This window comes from Limnohabitans sp. 63ED37-2 (genome assembly GCF_001412535.1).
In the GTDB taxonomy this organism is placed as follows: Bacteria; Pseudomonadota; Gammaproteobacteria; order Burkholderiales; family Burkholderiaceae_C; genus Limnohabitans_A.
The window spans coordinates 2281312-2303220 of the sequence record NZ_CP011774.1; the positions used below are offsets into that span (position 1 = coordinate 2281312).

At 58.5% G+C, this 21909-nt stretch carries 2 protein-coding genes; one reads left to right on the forward strand and one right to left on the reverse strand.

Translation table 11 applies throughout. The annotated features are described in order from the left end of the window. Positions 1-2: 2 nt before the first annotated feature. Positions 3-8018 carry a hypothetical protein gene (locus L63ED372_RS10815; protein WP_062405965.1) on the forward strand — a complete coding sequence of 2672 codons (8016 nt, stop codon included), beginning with the start codon at positions 3-5 and terminating at the stop codon, positions 8016-8018. A gap of 317 nt (positions 8019-8335) precedes the next feature. Here the strand turns inward: L63ED372_RS10815 and L63ED372_RS10820 are convergent, their stop codons facing one another. Beyond that, entirely contained in the window at positions 8336-21817 is a 13482-nt protein-coding gene (locus L63ED372_RS10820) for a YDG domain-containing protein (RefSeq protein ID WP_062405966.1), read from the reverse strand. Positions 21818-21909 lie beyond the last annotated feature (92 nt).

Genomic DNA, 21909 nt, shown 5'->3' on the forward strand with positions numbered 1-21909 from the left:
CCTTGAACGCTGACTGGTTCACCGCGGACGCCAGCGCAGGCCGACTGGTCTCGGGCTCGATCAGTGCACCGCTGACCGCAGGCGAAGTGGTCAAGGTCTACGCCAACGGCACGCTGATTGGCAACGCGGTGGTCAACGGCCAGCAGTGGGAGATCACCGACCTGAACGGCTACAACGCTGGCTGGACCTACACCGCCAAGGTGGTGGACAGCGCAGGCAACGCTGGCGCGACCAAAACACAGGTGGTCAACGGTGACTTCACTGAAGCGGCGCCAGTCATCACGAGCGTGACCGATGCAGGCTCGGTGGCTGTTGTCAACAACGGCACCACCACCAAAACACTCAGCAGCGTCAGCGGCACGGGCAATGCGGGTGACACGATTTACCTGTACGACAACAGTGGCACCAATCTTGTTGGAACAGCCACAGTGTCTGGCTCAGGGAGCTGGACAGTGTCGCCACTGGCCGGCGTCTACACCGGCAGCAACACCTTCAGCGCCAAACAAGTGGACACCTTGGGCAATGAAAGTGTCTTGTCCAATCTGTGGACGGTGACTGCACAGGGCAACAACCAATTGGTCAATGGTGACTTCAGCAATGGCCTGACCGGTTGGGACACAGGAGATGTGACCGTCAACAATGCCACCACAAGCGGCCAGAACTTTTATGGTGGGCCAGACCAGGCGGGTATTTTCCCGGCGTCATATATCGGGGGCACCATCACCAACCGCGGGACAGGTCAGCTCAACAAAACCGCCACCTCGGCATCTGGAACGATGACGGTCACAGGCCCCGTGGACACCAACTACGCGGGCAATCCAGACGGCCGCTTTCAGGGCAACGTTTTTGGATGGAACGATCAAGTCACATCAGGCTTCACCAAATTCCTGTCGCAAAAAGTCAGTGTTGAAACCGGTAAAACCTACACATTTACCTTCGATGCTCAAGGTTGGCAACTGGCCGATGCGCGTGTTTATCTGGGTGAGACCTTCGTCAACTATGCGTTTGACACCGTCTCTGGTAGCCAAAGCTGGTATTACTTAGGCAAAATCACAGGCACTTTCGTAGCGGCCACTACCGGGCTGATCGACTTTGCTTTCTCAACTGAGAACCAAGGCGACCTTGTCCTGGACAACCTGACCTTCTCGACTTCTGCAACAGCACCCAACAGCTTGGTCGCCGGTGGCACAGCACCCGCCACCCCCGGCAACGACACGGCCTTGGCCTACACCAGCGGCACACTCAGTTCACAGGCTGGCAACGACGTCATCACGGCGGGCACCGACATCCAGACCAAACTGGCCGCAGGCGGCTTCATCAACGGCGGCGCCGGTGTGGACACCCTCAAGCTGGCCGCTGGCACCGACTTGAACCTGGAGACCTTGACCGGCAACCAAACCGTCAAGCCCATCCAGGAAATCGAAGTGGTGACCCTGCAAGGCGCCAGCACCTTGACGCTCAGTGCCAACGACGTGCTGAGCCTGGGCGGCACCAACACCGGCACCACCGTGGGCACCAGCACTTCGGCCAGCCCCATGGCACCCTATGGCTTTGCCAGCACCACAGGCGGCACCGCCAGCACCAGCAGCGCGGGCAAAGTGCAGTTTGTGGTCAATGGCACCACCACTGACGCCTTGGTGCTGGACCCCTTGTTGCAAGACGGCTTCACCACCAATGGCGCTCAAGGCAACACCGGCTTGTCGGGTCAGTGGGACTACATGGGCACAGCAAGCGTGAACAGCGTGACCTACAAGGTCTACAACCACAGCACGACAAACGCGCAAGTCCTCACGCAGATGGATGCCACCATCCACAGCAATGAGATTGCTTTCAGCAGCATGACCAAAGACAGTGGCCCTGCGGGTGAGACCGCCGACTGGCTCACGGCAGACGCCAGCGCTGGCCGCTTGGTCTCGGGCACGGTGGCCACACCGTTGGCCGCAGGCGATGTGGTCAATGTCTATGCCAACGGCACCTTGATTAGCAACGCCACGGTGAACGCCGCAGGCACCGCCTGGGAGATCACCGACCCGAACGGCTACAACGCCAACTGGGTCTACAGCGCCAACATCGTCAGCGGCGGTGTGACCAGCGCCACGGCTTACCAGCCTGTGCGCACCGACCTGACAGAAGCTGCGCCAGTCATCACAGCCGTGACCGATTCGGCCAACGCCAGCATTGCCAACGCAGGCACCACCACCAAAACACTCAGCAGCGTCAGCGGCACGGGCAACGCGGGTGACACGATCTACCTGTACGACAACAGCATCGGCAATTTGGTGGGCACAGCCGTTGTGGGTGCCAATGGCACCTGGACGGTCGCCGACCTGGTGACGGGAGCGGGCGCCAACACCTTCAGCGCCAAGCAAGTGGATGCATTGGGCAACCCAAGCGTCTTGTCCAATCTCTGGACCGTGACGGCAGCTGCGGCGGAATCCATTGTCAACGGTGACTTTGCCAATGCGGCAGGTTTCACGACAGGTCTGGGCACCTCTACGACAGGTACCAACTACAACCTCACCACGTCCAACTACGCTGTGCAAAACCCGACATCGTGGTCCACTGTGGTCACGACCAATGCCACAACAGGGACTTTGCCTTACGACTTTGGCACATGGCAAAGCACTTATGTGCTGCACAACACCAGCAACACCTCCAGACTGGCTGCTGTGACAGGCAATGCTTTGGTCGGCAGTGCGGTCGGTGCAGGCACCACATGGTCGGCCACGGTCGATGTGGTCAAAGGCCAAGCCTATGAGTTCAACTTTGACTACTCGGTGCAATACGCCACCGATGCCAACACCATCTCTTCGACGGCTTTGGCGGTGTACATCGATGGCGTTCGTATCGATGTGGCCGGCAGTGTTTCGCAAGTGGGGCATTTCAAGGCCACCTACATTGCCACAGAAACAGGTTCAATCAATCTGAGCACCTGGACGGACAACACGCGTCGAGCCAGCCCAGACTGGCACGGTGATTACATCTACGACAACTTCAGCTTCAAGCCCACAGGCGTGGCCAACAACAACACCCTCGTGGCGGGCACTGCTGCGTCTGCCAGCTCGGGGGACGATGCCTCCTTGGTCTACAACGACAGCCCCACCCATGGTTTGGCTGGCAACGACACCATCACCGCAGGCACCGATATCCAGTCCAAACTGTCCGCGGGCGGCTTCATCGGTGGCGGCGCAGGCGTGGACACGCTCAAGCTGGCCGCTGGCACCGACTTGAACCTGAAGACCTTGACCAGCAACCAAACCGTCAAGTCGATCCAGGAAGTGGAAGTTTTCCAGATGCAAGGCGGCGGCACCCTGACCCTGTCGGCCAACGATGTCCTGTCTTTGGGCGCGACCAATCTGGCGGGATACAGCTTCAGCACCACCACCGGTGGCTCTGCAAGCACCAGCAGCACGGGCAAAGTGCAGTTTGTGGTCAAAGGCACCAGCACCGATGCATTGGTACTCGATACCTTGCAGCTGGACGACGTCACCACCAACGGCGTACAAGGCAACACCGGCTTGTCGGGTCAGTGGGACTACATGGGCACAGCAAGCGTGAACAGCGTGACCTACAAGGTCTACAACCACAGCACGACAAACGCGCAAGTCCTCACGCAGATGGATGCCACCATCCACAGCAATGAGATTGCTTTCAGCAGCATGACCAAAGACAGTGGCCCGGCGGGTGAGACCGCCGACTGGCTCACGGCAGACGCCAGCGCTGGCCGCTTGGTCTCGGGCACGGTGGCCACACCGTTGGCCGCAGGCGATGTGGTCAATGTCTATGCCAACGGCACTTTGCTGGGCACCGCCACGGTGAACGCCGCAGGCACCGCCTGGGAGATCACCGACCCGAACGGCTACAACGCCAACTGGGTCTACAGCGCCAACATCGTCAGCGGCGGTGTGACCAGCGCCACAGCCTACCAGCCTGTGCGCACCGACCTGACCGAGGCCGCGCCAGCGATCAACAGCGTCTTGGATTCGGCCAGTGTGAGCGTCTCTCATACTGGGTCAACTGCTAATGCAATTGCGACTGTGAGTGGTACCGGTGCACCGGGCGATGTGTTGTTCCTGTTTGACAACAGCAGCAACAACATGATTGCAAGTACCGTGGTGTCTGCAAATGGCACATGGTCTGTCAGTGGCGCAGGCGTAGGTTCGGGGTCAAACACATTGGCGGCCAAGCAGGTCGACTCTTTGGGAAATCAAAGCGTTCTATCGAATTTGTGGACTTTCAATTCCCAAGGTGTCAACCTTGTTCCAAACGGGGACTTCGACACCACTGCGAATTTCAGTACCGATGTGCCATTCAGTACGAATCTACCCAATTTCTCAGACTTTGTTTATACCGTCGCAGCGGGTGCATCAGTCTGGGGAACACCTACGGTTACCGCCCCTGCATTGACCAGATCAACGACCAGCACAGGCGTGTCCTCAGGTGGCAGCACGATGTCATGGTTTACAGACAACTACAGTAGCCCGCGCACACCTATGGCCAGCGATTTCAATGCCACCCGTGCGGCTGTGTTTGGCGGAGACAAAGTGATGGTGGGCTCTGTAAATGGCACCCAAGGCTTGGTCACCTTGTATAAATCTGCTGCTTTCAATGTGGTCAAGGGGCAAACCTACGAGTTCAGCTTCAATTACTACACGGACGACTGGAGCACGCAGACCATCAAAGCCACAATTGATGGTATCGGCATGACACTTCCATCTCGCGTTGGTGCAGGTGAAACGGTATTGAATGTGGGTACCTTGACTGCCACATACACGGCTACTGAAACCAAGTCAATCGACATTCACATGACTGCCAACAATATTGGCAATGGCGCATCCGGAGGCGACTTCACTTTGGATGACATCAGCTTTAAGTTGTTGACGCCAACGGTAGACAACAGTCTGGCAGCTGGTGGATCGTCCCCTGCATCCATTGGCAGCGATACAGTGACCTTCAGTGGCAGCTTGGTATCAACATTAGCCGGTGACGACACCATCACCGCGACCAGCACGGCCTTGCAAACAGTACTGGCCGCAGGCGGATTCATCGACGGCGGCGCGGGCGTGGACACGCTCAAACTGGCAGCAGGCACCACCTTGGACCTGACCGCCATCACCAGCAACCAGACCGTCAAGACCATCCAAGAAGTGGAAGTGCTGCAGATGCAGGGCAACAGCGCCCTGACACTGAACGCCAACGACGTGCTGAGCTTGGGCGGCAGCAATGCCAGCACCATGAGCGCCTACACCTTTGCAAGCACCACCGGCGGCAGCGCCAGTGCCAGCAGCACCGGCAAGGTGCAAATGGTCATCAACGGCACCAGCAGCGACGCACTCACGCTCAAGGCGCTGGCGCAAGACGGCGTGACCACCAACGGCGCACAGGGCAACACCGGTTTGGCCGGTGAGTGGACCGACATGGGCACCACCGTGATCAGCGGCACCACCTACCGTGTGTACAACCACAGCACCACCGAGGCACAGGTGCTCAGCACCGTCAACGCCAGCCTGCCCAACAACGTGATTGCCTTCAGCAGCATGACCAAGGACAGTGGCCCTGCGGGTGCTACAGCCGACTGGCTCACGGCAGACGCCAGCGCTGGCCGCTTGGTCTCGGGCACGGTGGCCACACCGTTGGCCGCAGGCGATGTGGTCAAGGTCTATGCCAACGGCACCTTGATTGGCAACGCGACGGTGAACGCCGCAGGCACGGCTTGGGAAATCACCGACACCAACGGCTACAACACCAGCTGGTCCTACCGCGCCGATGTGGTGAGCAGCAGCAATGTGGTGCTGAGCTCAACAACCCAAGCGGTGGCCACCGACTTCACCGAAGCAGCCCCCGTGATCACGGCTGTGACCGACTCGGCCAATGCGGCCGTTGGTGCCACCGGTGCCAACGCAAGCAATTTGAATCCCACAAGCAATGTCTTGAGCAGTGTGAGTGGTTTGGGCAATGCTGGCGATGTGATCTACCTGTACGACAACAGCCGCTCCAATTTGGTGGGTTCCACCGTTGTGGCCAGCAATGGCACCTGGAAGGTGACGGGCCTGACCGGCACCTTCACCGGTGCCAACAGCTTCAGCGCCAAGCAAATCGATGCTTCTGGCAATGAAAGCGTGTTGTCGAATTTGTGGACAGTCAATGCGGCGGGCAACAATTTGCTGGTCAACGGTGACCTGAGTGATGGCAATACGGGCTTCACAAGCACCGCTACCGCTGTGACGGCAGTTAATTTTTATTCGACGAGCAGTGTTTACAGCGTGGTCACTTCGGATAGCCTGAATGTGGTTAAGACTTTGGGCAATACCAACACCACACTGAGCAACCAGGCGACTTCAGCAAATTATCTGACGTGGGGTAAAACCTTTTTAACCGATGCTGCTTACACTGCCAACCCGGATAACGCGATCAAAGGCAAATACATTGTGGGTAATGCTGCAAATGCGGCCACCCTGTGGGAGCAGTCGGTCAGTGTGGCCGCAGGTCAGACCTATACCTTCAAGTTTGACTATGCGCTCAATAAGTTTTTGACCACCAAAATGAATGCAACCATCGATGGCGTCAACATTGTTTTCATCACCGGCGCGAACACTGAGTCTGGTCATTTTGTGGCCACTTATGTGGCCCCAACAACCAAAACCATTGTTTTGAATGTGAAGGGTGACAACACTGCGGGCGGCAGCGGATATGGTGATTACTGGCTGGATAACTTCAGCTTTTCCAAAGCCGGTACGGGCAATACATTGACTGAGGCAGCGACGGAACCCGCCACCCCTGGCAACGACACCGACTTGCCTTACACCAGCGGCCCACTCAATGCCTTGGCGGGCAATGACACCATCACCGCCAGCAGTGCATCGGTGCAAAACGTGCTCAATGCAGGCGGTGCCATCAACGGCGGCGCGGGCTTGGACACCCTCAAGCTGGCCGCAAGCACCACGCTCAATCTGGTCACGCTCACCAGCAACCAGACCGTCAAGTCGCTCCAACAGATCGAGTCTTTCGAACTGCAGGGTTCCTCAACGCTCACCTTGTCAGCCAACAATGTGCTGAGCCTGGGCGCCACCGATGCCTTCACGGGCACCGCCGGCAAGGTGCAGTTGCTCATCAAGGGCACAGCCACCGACAACGTGTCGCTGCAGAACTTGCTCAGCGACGGCGCAGGAGGCAACAGTGGCCTGGCCGGCATGTGGGCCAAAGAAGCCAGCACAGCGACCGTGGGCGGGCTAACCTACAACGTCTACAGCCACAGCACCACGGGTGCGCAGGTGCTGATCTCAGCCGCTATTCCCGACTCCAACGTCAGTCTGGCCGCATCGCCTTTGGCGCTGGACCTCAACGGTGACGGCGTGCAGACCCTGAACATCGATGAGGGCGTGTTGTTCGATTTGATGAACACCGGCACCGCGCAAAAAGTGGGCTGGCTTGACCGCAACGATGGCTGGTTGGTCATGGACTTGAACCAAGACGGCTTGGTCAACAGCGGCGCCGAGCTGCTGGGCACCAGCACCAAGCTGGCCGATGGCAGCTTGGCCCGCGACGGCTGGCAGGCCTTGGCGCAGTACGACCTGAACACCGACGGTGTGATCGATGCCCAAGACGCGGCATTTGCCGATCTGAAGGTCTGGGTGGATGCCGACAGCGATGGTCAGACCGATGCGGGCGAATTGCGTGCGTTGTACGAGTTGCAAATTCAGAGCATCCAGCTCAACTACAACGACGAGCAAACCGCGCAAAACGGCAACGTGCTCGACGGCTTCTCCACTTTCACCACAAGCGACGGCCAAACGCATGAGATGGTGGACGCGTGGGTACAGACGGCTACTGCGTCTGCCAACGCGGACAGTGGTGTGGTGACGGCGGAAAATGGCGAGGTGTTGCAGCTGAACCAGCTGCTGAGCACAGAGGCCAGTGCCGACACCTGGAGCCAGGCCCCCACGGCCTTGCCCGCAAGCACTGCTAACGACACCCTGCAAGCGATGCTGGATCTGCACACCCAGCACACGACCATGTGAGGACAGTAGTCGCTGGGTGAAGGGCTGAAAACTGGACCCCGGGTCAAGCCCGGGGTGACATTTCATGGGGCGGGGCGACAAGTGCACCTGTCATCCCGCACTTGATGCGGGATCCAGTGCGTTCGTCAGTCGCTGCGCAAAAGGCTAAAGACTGGACCCCGGGTCAAGCCCGGGTGACATTTCATGGGGCGGGGTGACAAGTGCACCTGTCATCCCGCACTCGATGCGGGATCCAGTGCGTTCGTCAGTCGCTACGCGAAAGGCTAAAGACTGGACCCCGGGTCAAGCCCGGGGTGACAGTGATTGGCGTCCGGGAATTAACGCTGCTGAGCCTGCTGAGGCTTGGTTTCTTCCGGATAGCAAATGTCAAAAGTGCCGTCTTTCGATTCCTCACAGATGCAGGACTCCAGCTTTTGTGGGGAACATGTGGCCCAAACATAGGACGATGCTGCAGGGTGTGTGAGCCCTGTTGCTGCGGCAGTGTTGGCCAGGCCGCCAAAGCCCTGATAAGTCAAGCGGCTGTAATTGGCCGCCAAGCGAATAGGCGCTGGTGCAGGAACGGTTCCAACAAGGGGAGCAACAATGTTGGCCTGAACTGTGACGGGCGACCACGTGTAGTTGGACGCCAGACCGCCACCACTGCCGTTGGACAGACCATAAACAACGTTCACGGGTTTGTCCTTGCCAACCGTTGGGGTCTCAAACTGTCCGTTGAGGCTGTCAATAGTCAAGGTTTCGTCGCCCACAAGCCCCACCACTGAGCCGGCCACGACCTGAGCCGTTGTATTGCCGTCATAGGTTTTGTCAGACACTTTGGTGCCTGAAAACGTCAAAGGTGCAGGCGTGATTTGTCCGTTGTTGCCAGAAATGCTGGTGCCGCCCTGGAGAACGTAGTTGGCACGGTCTGCGCCTTGCAGGGTCATGTTGCTGAAGGCATAAGACAAGTTTTGGCCAACATCTTTTTGGCTGAACGCGCCGGAACCCGTCACCGTCAAAATGTCTCCCGCGATTTTGCCGCTCAGGCTCAGGTTGGCCTGTCCCATCCGAGTGGTGCCGTCATAGACTTTGCTCACACCGTTGGCTGTGGCCACGACCTGTTTGGGTGTGACGGTCAAGGTTCCCACATACACGGGGGAGCCTTCAAAGTTCGATCCTGTGATGACGGGGTTTCCATCTTGGATCGCGTAATTTCCCACCACAGTGTGCCCAGAAGTACTTTGGGCTGCGGTTGCAGCTCCGGTGTAGGGCTTGAGCACAGTGCTTACCGAGCCGCCAGCACCATCGACGAAGCTCATGCTGTTGCCCGTGCCTGACTGGCTCAGGGTTTGGATCACATTGCTGCCGTCCAAGTACTGCGCAGTGGTGCTGTAAGTGGGGGCAGTGCCATACACGGTCGTGACGTTTTGGGTGCGAATCAGCAGCTGACGTGCGGGAACAATGGTGTAGTCACCGGCGACAAAGCTGATGTTGTAGTTGCCCGAGGTCAAACCGCTGGCCACCAGAGTACCCGCGTAAGTGCCTGCAGCTGTGTTGGTGCTGGCGTTGGTGCGGTTGATGCTCAAGGTGCCACCCAACACTGTGCTGGTTTCACCGTTGACCCAACCGCTGTAGCTCGCACCGTTGTAGCCTGGCGTGTCGGCTTGTGTCACGAACCTGGCGTCGGCGTTGGCCGTCACGGTCAGGTTGGCCTTGTCGATCGTGCCGGTGGCCGTGGTGGTGCGCACGCTGTAGTTGTTGCCGTTGTTGCCATCATGGATGGTGTAGCCGCTGTCGACCTGCAACGTCGAGCCGTTGGCGCCCAACGCGTCTTTGCTGACAAACGATTGGCTGGCGGTAACCGTATCGGATCCGGCCAAATTGAGCGCTGTGACCTTGCCTTTGGTGACGGTTGTCCCGTCATACGTCTTGTGGTCACTTTCGGCCGCCAAAACAAGGCTCTTTTGACCAATTACCAAGTCGGCGTTGTTCACCGTGACGTTGTAGTTGCCCGCGTCTGTGCCGATGGCTGACAAGTTAGAGGTGTACCGGCCAGCGTTGCGGCCTGCGGCCAACCCGGTGGCCGCCACGGTGCCAGCAGTGACGTCCGAGGCGATGAAACCCGACAGCAGAGCGGCGTCTTGCGTCTGTGTGCTTGCGTTGTACGTGACTTGGTTCGCAACACCGTTGATGGTGGCATCTTTCTTGGCAATGTTGGCCGTGGTGGTCTGGCTTCCGGTGGTGGTCAGGTTGTAGTTGGACCACTCACCCCCGTTACTGCCATTGACCTTGCTGAGGGACGCGACGTTCGTAACCGTCACGGTCTTGCCGGAGCCCGCGTTCTTGGTGTCAAAGCTGCCCGAACCTGTAACAGACAGCGTCTCGGCGCCCACCGTGCCGTTGATGACACCTGCCGTGATGCTGGCGGCGGTGGTGCCGTCATAGGTCTTATTGGAGGCGGTGATGCTGCCCAGCGTCACATCCTTCCTGGCGATGTCAGCGGTGGTCGTTTTACTGCCTGTTGTGGTCAGCGTGTAGTTGGCCCAGTTGCCGGTTCCGTTGATCTTGGTCAGTGTCGTGACATCGGAGACCGTCACGGTCTTGCCAGTGCCCGCGTTCTTGGTGTCAAAGCTGCCCGAGCCGCTGACGGCCAGGGTCTCGCCGGTCACGGTGCCGCTGATGGCGCCTGCGGTGATGCTGGCAGCTGCGCTGCCGTCGTAGGTCTTGCTCGCAGCAGTCAGGCTGTCCAGCGTCACACCTTTGGGCGTGATATTGGCCGTGGCCGAAGCTGTTGTGCTTTGCAAGTTGTAGTTGGCAGCATCCGTGCCGCTGATGCCGATGCCAGATATTGAAACCGTTTTACCTGTTCCAACATTTTTGTTGTCAAAGGTGGCACTGGCGTGGGACAAAGTGACCGTATCGCCCGAGACAATGTCAGAACTTGCTGCTGTCACTGTCGCAGCCGTGTTGCCGTTGTAAACCTGGTCGTTGGCCGTGTAGACCGCTGTCAGCGCTTTGGGTGTGACGCTGACACTCGATCCCGTGGTGCTCAGGGGGGTGTAATTGCCGCTCAGTCCACCATTGTTACTGGCACCCAGCGCCAAACCGCTCACGCTGTTCAGTACCTGGTGGGTCTGTACGTTCTTGGTGCTCAAGTTGCTGGCATCGCCCGCACCTGTCAGGGCAAAGGTCTCGCCGTTCACACCAGAGGCGGTCAGGTGCTGACCCGCATAGGTGGTGCTGGCATCGTAAACGCGGCTGCCCGACAAAGTGAGATTGGCTCTGGCCATGTCAGCGCTGGTGGTTTTGCTGCCCGTTGTCGTCAGGTTGTAGTTGGCCCAGTTGCCGCTGCCGTTGGCCTTGGTGAGCGTTGTGACGTCCGACACGGTGACGGTCTTGCCCGTGCCCGCATTCTTGGTGTCAAAGCTGCCCGTGCCGCTGATGGCCAGCGTCTCGGTGCCCACCGTGCCGCTGATGGCGCCTGCTGTGATGCTGGCATCGGTGGTTCCGTCATACGTTTTGCTGGCAGCGGTGATGCTTTGCAGCGTCACGTCCTTCTTCATGATCTCGGCGGTGGTCGTTTTGCTGCCGGTGGTGGTCAGGTTGTAGTTGGACCAATCACCGCCGTTGTCACCATTGACCAGGGTGAGCGCCGTGACGTTGGAGACCGTCACGGTCTTACCCGTGCCTGCGTCCTTGGTGTCAAAGCTGCCCGAACCTGTGACAGACAGCGTCTCGTTGCCCACGGTGCCGCCGAGGGTGCCTGCGGTGATGCTGGCAGTGGTGCTGCCGTCGTAGGTTTTGTTGGTAGCGGTGAGGGCGTCCAGCGTGACATCTTTCTTAGAAATATTCGCTGACGCACTGGCCGAACTGTTTTGCAGTGTGTAGTTTGCTGCATCGGCGTCACCGATGGTGATGCCGCTGATGGCCACGGCTTTGCCCGTGCCCACGTTCTTGTTGTTGAACGTGGCGCTGGTGTTGGCAAAGCTGATTTTGTCGCCGGTCAGTATGTCGCCCGAAGATCCCACCACCTGTGCAGTCACGCCGCCGTCATAGACCTTGTTGCTGGCGGTCATGGTCGCTGTCAGTGCCTTGGGCGTGACGGTCAGGTTGCCCACATACACCGGTGCGCCTGTGAAGTTGGAGCCCGTGATGCTGGGATTGGTGTCCAGAATGCTGTAGTTGCCCACACGGGTCTGACCCGCACTGCTTTGGCCTGCCGCAGTCATGACGCCAGCCGTCTCTGTGAAGGGCTGCAGCACCGTACTCACCGAACCCCCCACACCGTCGCTAAAGGTGCGGTTGTTGCCCGTGCCCGACTGGCTCAGCGTGTGGATCACGTTGCTGCCGTCCAGGTACTGCGCCGTGGTGCTGTAGGTCGGTGCCGTGCCGTACACGGTCGAGACGTTGGTCGTGCGGATGAGCAGCTGACCTGCAGGAATGATCTTGTAGTCACCCGTGCTGTAGCTGATGTTGTAGTTGCCCGAGGTCAACCCACTGGCCACCAAGGAGCCCGCGTATGTGCCTGCTGCGACGTTGGTGTTGCCGTTGGTGCGGGTGATGCTCAAGGTGCCACCCAGCACCGTGCTGTCTTCACCGTTGACCAGGCCGCTGTAGCTCGCGCCGTTGTAGCCGGTGGCATCGGCCTGGGTCACGAACTTGGCATCGGCGTTGGCCGTCACGGTCAGGTTGGCTTTCGTGATGGTGCCAGTGGCCGTGGTGGTGCTCACGCTGTAGTTGTTGCCGCTGTTGCCATCATTGACGGTGAAGCCACTGTTGACCTGCAATGTGGAGCCATTGGCGCCCAGCACGTCTTTGCTGGCGAACGATTGACTGGCCGAGACGGTATCCAAGTCAACCAACCCCGTGGCTGTGACTGAGCCGGTGGAGGAAGTGATGCCGTCGTAGGTCTTGGTGCTTGATACGGCCGCCAATGTCAGGGCTTTGGGCGTGATCTTGGCGGTGGTGGTGGCGCTGGTGCTGTCCAACGCGTAGTTGCTGGCGTGGGTGCCCGCGATGGTGATGCCACTGACGGTGACCGTCTTGCCGATCACGTTGCCGCTACCGTCCTTGGCCACATGGCGGTCGGCAAAGCTGGCGCCCGTTTGGCTGAAAGTGACGGTATCGCCCGAGACCACACCGGTGCTGCCCAAGGCGCTCAAGGTGGCTGTGTTGGTGGCGTCATAAACCTTGTCGTTGGCCTGCGCGGTGGCGGTGATGCTCTTGGCCGTGATCGTGCCCGCACCGGACACCGTAGTGGGCAAGTTGTAGTTGGCCAAGTCGGTTCCGCTGGCTGCCGTGAAGTCGCCACTGGCCAATGTGGCCGAGACGCTGGAAGCACTGGTCACGTTCTTGTTGTTGAAAGTGCCCACCGTCTGGCTGACGCTGGCCGTTTCCGTCACGCCGTTGACCGTGACACCGGTGGCGGTGATCGCACCGCTGGCCAGTGTGGCGCTGGTGGTGCCGTCGTAGGTCTTGGTCTGGGCGCTCATGGCCACCGTCAGGTCAGCCTTGGCGATCGTCATGTCAGCGTTGGTGATGGTGGCGCTGTAGTTGGCCGCATCGCTGCCCCCTACGCTCAGGTTGGAGGTGTAGGTGCCCGCGTTTTTACCCGTGCTCGCACCACTGATGATGATGTCGTCACCGCTGATGAAGCCGCTGCTCGTGGCCGCCGTTTGCGTTTGGGTCTGGCCGTTGTAGGTGGTGCTGGTGGCGGTGCCGTTCACGGTGGCGGCCTTGGCCGTCACCCTCGCCGTGGTGGTGGCCGTGGTGCTTTGCAAACTGTAGTTGGCAGCATCTGTTCCGCTGATGCTGATCCCTGAGGCCGTGACTGTCTTGCTTGTGCCCACGTTTTTGGTGTCGAAGGCGCCACCGGTCGTGGCGACCGTGACCAAGTCACCACTGAGAATGTCGGCGCTGCTGACACTGACCGTCGCCGTCGTGTTGGCGTCGTACACCTTGTTGCTGGCGTTCGCGGAAGGCGTCAAAGCCTTCAAGCCCACAGTGACCGTGGCCGACTGGCCCGATTTCAGGCCTGTGGTGTACTTGTTGCTGCTGGGCGTAGCATAAACGTAAGAGCCGGTGGTTTTGGCCTTGAGTTTTTGCGTCGTGCTGTAAGACGTGGATTGCAACACAGGGGCAGCGAATGACTCGACGATGGCCGAGTTGGTGATTTTTAGCGTGCCTGCCGTGGTGCTGGTGGAATTGACATTGCTCACGCCCGATGTGGCGTTGGCTGTCCTCAAAGCCGTGGCCATATCGTTCCACAGGCTCGCTGTTTCTGTGCTACCGGTGTTGGCATCGCCATAGGTCTTCGACACGGTCGCACCGTTGATGGTGCCGACGTTGACCTTCTCGCGGAACAGAACCTGCGCTTTGGGGCCACCGGCTATGGTGTTGCGCACGCCGCTGGTGGCATAGGCCACATTGGCGTCTGTGTTCTGCACCTGGGTGTCGATGTTGGTCAAATACAAATCGGCCAAGCTGCTGTCCAGCAAAGACAAGGCCGCCGTGTTGGCCGATGTGGGGCTGCCGCTGTAGACAAACAGACTGCCTGTGCCGCTGTTGGTCACGCTGTTGCCTGAGACGGGCTTGACTTGGCCACCTGTGGCCACACCCGCCGCCAGCAATTTGCCAGCAGCCAAGACGATGTCGCCCGCGCCTGTGCTGTTCTTGACGATCTTTGGCGAAGTCAGGTTACCAGTACCATCGGTGGTGAGCAGCACATCGGCATTGGCGTTTTGCACGATCCGAGCGCCTGCAACGGCCGAAATACCTGCCGAAGATGTGCTGGTACCGTTACCGGCAGCAATGTTGATCGCTCCCGCCGTGCTGGCATTGGTGATCGTTCCGCCGGCTTGATCCCAAAGGATGTTGCCGCTGGTCGATTGGATACTGGTTGCACCGTTGCTGGAGTTATTGGAGACTTGATTGCGAATCAAAACCCCGGCATATGGGCTAGCATTTGTCGCTGTGCCTGTAATGGAAATGGCATTGGAACCGGCAAAATCAGAACCATTTGCCAAGCTGACAACCGAGGCAGAACTGTCGATATTCACACCGATATTCGCGCCCGTTCCATTCAACGCTATGGCACCTTTACTGCTGACCTGTTTACCCACATAAAGACCGACATTGGTAGCCGATGTACCGGTGATACTGATCGCGCCTGTATTGGCACTCACATTCGAAGCCAGATTGACGCCCAACGCATTCGATGTGCTGCCACTGAGCGAGATGCTTCCCGAACCTGTTGCCGTAACAGCATTGGACAACAAAATCCCGTGCACACCCGACACAGCAGAAGTGCTCGACAAATTGATATTCCCCGTCGTCGTCAATCCCACCGTACCCGTAGATGAGTTGGTGCTGTTGATGGTTTTAACGCTCGCTACCGTCAAGCCTAAACTGTCGACCAAGGTGACCGAGCCTGTATTGCCCGCCAGTGTGGAAATGGCATTCGTCGCGCTGTCCAAGGTGTATGCCGCCGTTGCGCCGAGCAGTTCCAGATTGGTGGCCTTGATGGCACCGGCCGGGCCATCGGTCACGGTGCTGGTCGCCCCCATCGCATTCATGGTCAAAGTTTTAGTGGCCGTCGCGCCGCCAATACTCAGAGTGTTGTTCACCGCAATGTTTCCTGAGGTCAGGAAAGTCACGTTACCGCTCGTTGTTGCGGTGGTGATATTTGTGGATGTGGCGATGTTGCTTGCCAGAGAACTGCCTACGATTAAATTACTGGCCGCGATCACGTCCAATTCATTTTGATCGAGACCCAACGTACCCGAAGCCCCCGTCACATCGGCGCCGCCAAGACTGATGCTTGTCGCAGCCGTGATGGTCTTTGCCGTGACATTGCCACTGGTTGTGATCGATGACTTACTGGTATTGCCGAGCCACATGTTGTTGGAGGTCAAAACGATGTTGGCTGAGCTGCTTGGAACTGCTGTTCCGGTCTTGCTTCCCACCGTACCACCGGACCAATTCAAATCGATCCCGTGGTTCAGGTTAGAAATGCCTGTGATGGCAATTTGCCCGGTCGTGCTCAGCACATTGCCGTTTTTAATGAACACACCACCGGTTTCACTGTTGTTGCCATCAGCCGTAGGACGACGCTCTTCACCTGTCAGCGCAATGCCCCCTGCACCGGTCGCAATCACTGATGCAGTGCCGTTGATGAAAATACCAGAAACGTTGCTTGAGTTAGCGGCTCCAATTCCTTTAATGTCAATCGCGGTGGCCTCACTGCTGCTTGACTGGATCGTGGTTCTTACACCATACCCACCAATATGAACACCATGTGAATTGCCACCAGTGAAAGTTGACTGGGAAATGCCGTCGATGGCTATTTTTCCTGCCCCTGAATTGATATCAACTGTTTGAGCGGTATCACGCAGGCGAACGCCGGCACTCGCATAGTCGCCATCGTTGTTTGTGCCTGCACTGCTTTTTCCCTTTAATGAGATATTGCCCCCAGCTGAAAGCAAATTGGCACCATTGAGCAAGATGCCGTCCGCATATGTAGGTGATGAACCGGCGCTACCCGGGATCGCGTCTGCAACTGTGCTGCTTCCCACCGCATAACCCGATGCATCAGACCCCCCACCCAATGTGATCGAGCCGCCATTGCTGGAGATGGAAGAACTTGTATTGAGTCTGATAGCACCTGAATTACTGGCATCCGCATCGCTGTTGAGCACGACGTTCAACTTGTTCGATGTGGACGACAATGTCTTGCCAGAGGCCATCGTGATGTTGTCGTTGGCTTTCAGGGTCAAGTTGGCATCGGCACCGGCGGTTTTGTTGATGCTCTCGTTGACAGCGATGCTCGCGCTGCTGAGCAGCGTCAAATTCCCCATGGTGTTCATAGACACGGCGCTGGAAACCGTCAATGTGCCTGTACCCGCCGCATCGTTGCGGCCAATCACGGTATTGGCAGCGCTGATGCGACCATATTCCGTGCTGCTCAGGCCCAGCGTCAGCGGCGTGCCCGACAAGACGTCACTGCCGCCCACATTGATGAGGGTCCCTGCGGTCTTGTTTTGCAGCGTCACGGTGCCTGCAGTGGCGGTCAAGCTGGTGCTCGCGTCCCAGTTCATCGAATCTGAGGTGACGGTCACATTGCCCGTGGTGGACTTGATGGCGTTGGTCGAACCGGTTGAAGTCAAACCATAACTGCCGCCACCCGCCCCAGCGGTGGCCGTGATGGCCACATTGCCACTGGCCGCGCTGATGCTGTTGGCTGTGCCGGTGTCTATGCGAACACCGTTGTTATTGTTGCCGCCTTGACCACCGGTGCCGGTGATGTTGATATTGCCCGTGCCCGTGCTGGTCAACGAAACATTGTTGACCAGATAAATACCTTCGGCCTGATTCAGTGCTGCAGTGGACGGTGCACCTGTACCCACAATGTTCAAATCGCCGTTGACGGTGCTCATGCTGGCTCCGCGTGCGATGTACAAACCATTGTTCAGGCCACCTGTGCTGGTCGATCCGCCTGTGCCCGTCAAATTGATGACGCCACTTCCTTGCGTGCTGACCGCGCTGTTGTTATCGACTTGAATACCCACGTTGGCATAACTTGCGCCGGCACCACCGCCCGTGCCGTTGATGGTGATGTTGCCGCCCGTGGTCTTGACCTGGGAGCCTGTGCCACTGGATGTGTCGTTGGAGCTGTTGATGAACACCCCGTAGTTGTAGATTCCGGTATTGCTCAGGTTGCCTTTGCCATTGATCAGGATGTTGCCTGCGCCAGAATTGACGTTGGCACCAAACATCTGTACACCCGCGCCAAAAAAACCGCTGCCGCTGGGGTTACCCATTGCAAAGCCCGAACCGTCGCCAGCAGCCCCGCCCCCCATGGTGATGCTGCCACCGTTGCTGGTGATGCCCGAGCTGGAATTGAGGATGATGCCACCCGCACCGCTGGCATCGCTATCGCTGTTGAGCAATACATTGAGCTTGTTGGACGTCGAAAGAATCGACTTGTTTGCAGCCACCGTGATGTCACCATTGGCCTTGAGGCTCAAATTGGCATCGGTCCCTGCAGATTTATTGATGTTGTCGGAGACCAAGATGTTGGCGCCGCTGAGCAAGGTCAAGTTGCCACTGGGATTGCCCATCGTACCCATGTCGACCAAGCCGGCAGTCAACGCTCCCGAGCCGGTGGCATCGTTGCGTCCGATCACGGTGGTGCTGGCCGTGATTCTGGCCAGCTCTGCCGAAGACACATCCAGCTTGAGAGTGCCGCTCAAAGTATCTGTCGAAGTGCCACCCACATTGATCAAAGTGCCAGCTGTGCGGTTTTTGACGGTCACCGTACCCGAGCCTGCTGAAACGGCGCCGCCATCGAGGGCCAGGCTGTCGGTCACCAAGATCACATCGGCATTGCTGCCGCTGGTGATGCTGGCTTGGGCAGAACCATAAACATTGATGCCTGTGCTGCCGCCGCTGGATCCATCGGCAACACCTGTGACCGTGATCGTACCGCCCGAAGAACGGATGCCATATGTACTCTGGCTGCCACTCAACACCACCCCATGGTTACCCGTGCCGGTGGTGGTGCCCCCTGTTCCTGTGACACTGACCGTGCCCATTGCGCCAGCGGTGATTAGCCCTTCTTCTAGGCGTACACCATGGTTCAAATTACCCGCGCCGGCCCCACCACCGGAACCGATCACAGTCACACTGCCGCCCAAGGAAGTTACCGTCGCCACCTTGGTGCTGTCGCCGGTCTTCAAACGAACGCCAAATTGATTGCCGCTGGTACCGGTCGATGTATTCGATCCAGCAATCACCACAGCACCTGTGCTGCCTCCCGTGATGGTGGTAGCACCCAGCAAATCCACACCCGTGGTACCGGTATCTGTACCAGCCCCCACACCAGTGATGTTCAATGTGCCTGCGCCGGTGGTGTTGACCACACTGTCCGACATGCTGATGCCATCTCCTTTTCCGGCACCTGCAAAGCCCTGGCCTTTCAGGGCCAAGTTGCCGCCGCTTGCACTCAAGGTGGCACCGCTGAGTTGAATACCCTTTACGTTGGTGCCGTTACCTCGTGCGTTGCCCGAGCCATCGCCCGTAGAGCCACCACCCAAGGTGATGTTGCCGCCGTTGCTGTTGATGGCGGACCCCGTGTTCATGACGATCGCACCTGCACCACTGCCATCGCTGTCACTGTTGAGTACCACATGGCCATTGGTTGCCATGGTGATCGCCTTGCTGGCAGCAACGATCACATCGCCCCCGGACAACAAGGACAAGCTGGAGGCATTGGCTGGGGACAAGTTGTCAGAAACCGTCAACAAACTTGCCGCATTCGCACCTGTTTGGCCAATCGTCAACTTGCCCGTCACCCGATCGAGTTCGGCATCTGAAATGCCCAAGCTCTGTGAGCCGCTGGTCCAAACATCGGCGCCACCCACATTGATCGAGATACCGGCTGTTTTGTTTTGGATCGTGACTTGGCCCGTCCCGGCATTGATCGTGTCGCCTGTCGATGCACTGTTGAATGAATCGGTCGTTAAAGTGATGGATGCATTGCCCGTGCTGATGATCTTGCCACTGTTGGACATGGCGATGCCATAACCTGGCAAAGTGGTGGCTGTGTTTGTGCCCGTAACGCTAATCGCACCAGTGCCAGATGTAATGATGCCTCCATTAAACACCTCCACACCATGGTTGGTGCCTCCATTCGATGCGCCTCCTCCAGTTCCTGTTACTGTGACCGTTCCTGCGCCGGTCGCACCTAGACTGGCACTGTTCTGGATCATCACACCATCATTGTTGAAGCTGCCCCCAGACCCAGCACCTACGCCATTCACAGTGACGGATCCACCTGTTGTGGTCACTTTGGAACCGTCCAGCCAGACGCCAAAGTTATAGTGGCCGCCATTGCCACCCGTACCCGATATGGTCACAGCCCCTGTGGTTGAACCCGTCAATGTAGAGCTACCCTGCAAGCCCACGCCAACGTTGGTATCATTGCCGACCCCCCCTTGCCCATCCAATGTGATGTTGCCTGCGCCCGTTGTGGAAATGGAGGAGGCGCCTGTCAAAGACACCCCCCTGGATCGGAAAGTACCACCCGGCGAAACCGAACTGCCCTGACCGTTTATGGCAATGTTGCCGCCGCCGGCGTTCACCGTAGCGCTGTTGATCAAAATCCCTTCTGCGCGCCCCGTAACCGAATAACCACGCGCTTTGCCTGAACCATTGCCCGCACTGCCACCACCCAAGGTGATGTTGCCGCCGTTGCTCTTAATGGCTGATCCCGAAGTCAATTGGATCGTCCCAGTGCCATTGCCATCCAGATCGCTGTTGAGCACCACATTCAATTTGTTCGTGCCCGTGCGGCCAATGTTCACTCCTGTATTGACCACGATGTCGCGTTCGGCCTGCAAAGTCAGCGTCGCGTCACTGGATCCAGTGACCGCGATGTTGCTGGCCACGGTGATGTCACCGTTGCCCGTGCCGCTGGCATTGGTGGTTTTCACCACCACGCTGGTGCCTGCGCTCAGGCTGCTGGCCAAGGTGGTGGCGCTCACGGTGCTGGCCGTGGTGCCACTGGTGTTGGGCGTCTGGGTGATCGGGTTGGTGCCGCTGCTGCTCATGCCTGCTTCGGCCGTGGTGATGGTGATGTCGGTGGGGTCCAGCAACCATTGCCCGGCTTTGACTTGGACACCATCGACCACCAAATGGTAGCCCGATGTCTCCACGAAGCCGCGTTGGCTCTCCAACTGTGCTGCGCTCACGTCTGTGCTGGCGGCCAGGACACCCGTCTCCAGATCACGACCGATAACGATGTCACCACCTTGTCGCTGTGCATCGGTGCTGTTGGCGGTGATCTGCCCATCCACCACAATGCGCCCACGGTCGGCCAACAGGTGCACATCGCCAGCTTGGGCTGCGGAGGTGTCGATTCTGCCCGACTGGAACACGCTGGCCACCGCACCATGCACCGCAGCCGCTTGCATGTAAACCTGACCACCCTCGGTCACGATCACACCCGACTTGTCATTTTTGACCCACGCATTCACCGTGGCAGGGGTCAGCTCCAGCTTGATCTTGCCGGTACGTCCGACAGGCACATGCAAAGAACTGGTCAGCGCTTCGGGCAACACGGCTGCGTCGGCAGCCCCCATGACCACGGCACCCATTGGCGCCACAATGCGCCCCTCGTTCTGAACCGTCGCCCCCAGCAAGGCCACATAGCCCCCAGGCGCCACCGAAATCAAGCCCTTATTGACCACCGCCCCCGTGGCCCCGTTGCGGACAAAACGCGAAGCACCGGCCATGAAGTCGGCGTCATCAATGTTGAGTGTGGATGCGGTAAAGCCACTGGCGCTCACACTGCCATCGCTGCCCACCACAATGCCCTTGGGGTTGACCAGCACCACTTGGCCATTGGCCTGCAGCTGCCCAAGAATTTGCGTCGGGTTGTCAGACAGCACCCGATTGAGCAAAACCGACTGGCTGCTGGGCTGCAGCACCGTGACCTTGGCGTTTTGACCAATGTCAAAACTCTGCCAATTGACCACCGCTTTGGCACTGCCCTGCGTGATCGACATTTGGTTTCCCGACTGGCTGACACCGACCGAGCCCTGCACCACCTGCGCACCTTGCGGCAAGGTCTGGCTCCAAGCCAAACCAACCCACAAAAATCCGACCGCCAAATGGCCCACAAAACGAGCACCTGCATCGGCAGCCCAACAGCCCACAGCCGCTCTGGCCCCTTGTCCTTTGGACTGACTGCATGCGTGCTCGCCCACCGCCACCAGGGCGCCCAAGCGTTTAGAAAAGATGGTTTTGTAGCAAAGATGGTTCACGGCTGAGACCTCAAATCAGTGCCTTCAACCCAAAACGAAAAATCGTTTTCGTCAGTTAAAGGCATTTATTGGTCAAATTCTCAATTCCAAGC